Below are 1,833 nucleotides of genomic sequence, written 5' to 3' on the forward strand. Positions count from 1 at the left end.
TCGCAGCTCCGCGCGGTCGCMGGTGTCGGTGGTCCGCGGGCGGCTTTCCGGTAGCCACGTCGCCGGGTCGTCAACCCTACCCGCATGCAGCGTGGTCACCGCGGCCGTTGATGCTGGTATAGGGGTCAGTACCGACGGTGTTGCGGGTGCCTCCCCTTAGAATGAGAAAAAGGTTGACACCAAGCAGTCGTATAATTAGTCTGACATTAAGCAAATCTGCTCGCTTTGGAGGAAGTCAATGGACCACTTCGACAAGTTGTACATCGACGGCGAATGGGTCTCGCCGTCCATCTCGGGGACCCGTCCCTTGATCAACCCGGCGACGGAAGAGCCGTGGGCGACTGTCTCCTCGGGCGGCGGAGTCGATGATGTGGACCTCGCAGTAGCGGCAGCTAAGCGAGCGTTCATTCGCTTCTCCAGGACCTCGGTCAATGAGCGCATCGAACTCATCGACCGCATTATTGCGGCCTACGAGCGCCGCGAGACGGAGCTGTCCGAGCTGATCGCCAAAGAAGTAGGCATCCCCATTTCGTTCAAAGGCCAGGTGAAGTCCTCGGCCGGTCACATGCGAGTCGCGCGGGACGTGATCCGAGATTACGAGTTTGAACGGCAACTCGACGACACCATCATTCGACGAGAACCGATCGGCGTGTGCGGCCTCATCTCACCATGGAATTGGCCGATTCAGACCTCCGTCATTAAAGTCATCTACGGAATCGCTGCGGGTTGCACAATGGTGCTCAAGCCATCGGATGCATCGCCCGCCTCGGGCGTTGCACTGGCAGAAGTCATGCATGAAGCGGGAACTCCGCCGGGTGTATTCAACCTGGTAGTCGGTCGTGGCAGTGTGGTGGGCGACCGGCTCTCGCGGCACCCGGACGTGGATATGATCTCGTTCACCGGTTCGACCACCGCGGGACGTCAGGTGGGCGAGGCGGCCGCTCAGACTGTCAAGCGAACCTGCCTGGAGCTGGGTGGCAAGTCCGCGAACATCGTGCTGACCGACGGCGACCTGGAGAAGGCCGCACATTTCAACATTCAGCGCGGCTTCTCGAACTCCGGCCAATCCTGCCATGCGCCGAGCCGGTTGCTGGTGCACGAGAGCCAAGTGGAGGACATCCTTCCCTTCTTGGTCGACGCGATCAACCTGATGCGAGTCGGCGACCCGAGCGATCCGAACACCACGCACGGACCGCTCGTTCACGCGCAGCAGTTCAACAGTGTTCAGCGTCATATCGAGATCGGGCTGCGGGAAGGGGCGCGAGTCGTCACCGGCGGCCTGGGGCGCATCGACGGCTTCGACCAGGGATTTTTCTGCAAGCCCACCGTCCTGGCGGACGTCACTCCCGACATGACCTTGGCCAAGGAGGAGATCTTCGGTCCGGTCTTGGTCGTCATGCCGTACCGCACAGAGGAACAAGCGTTGGAGATTGCCAACGATTCGATCTTCGGACTTGGCGGTTACGTGTTCAGCGAGGACCGCAAGCGCGGGTACGAGTTCGCATCCGGACTTCGCGCGGGTCGTATCTGCTACAACGGTTCCAGTCCCAATCAGACGACACCGATGGGTGGCTACAAGGAATCGGGTATCGGCCGCTCAATGGGCGTCTACGGCTTGGAGGAGTACCTCGAAGTCAAGTCGGTGTACGGGTTCGAAGAAGAGGCACGTGTACTTCCCCGCCTCTAGCCTGTCCTGATAAGTCCTGGTCGAATAGCGCGACCAGGGCTGGCTGCAGAGCCGTGTAGTCAGTGGGGACGGCCGGCGGYGTTGGGCCCAGGCGTCACGGGAGACTGATTCGATCGGTTTCGAGGGAACTTCTTGCAGGGCTGATG

Annotated in this window: 1 protein-coding gene; it reads left to right on the plus strand. The window is 60.9% G+C overall.

Features of this window, described 5'->3' with window-relative positions:
- Nucleotides 1-238: 238 nt before the first annotated feature.
- The gene (locus AC1D1G_RS44840) at nucleotides 239-1,687 is read left to right on the plus strand and encodes an aldehyde dehydrogenase family protein (protein WP_283351980.1); all 1,449 of its coding nucleotides are present in this window, start codon (nucleotides 239-241) and stop codon (nucleotides 1,685-1,687) included.
- Nucleotides 1,688-1,833 lie beyond the last annotated feature (146 nt).

The organism is Rhodococcus sp. P3_B8, assembly GCF_056402775.1.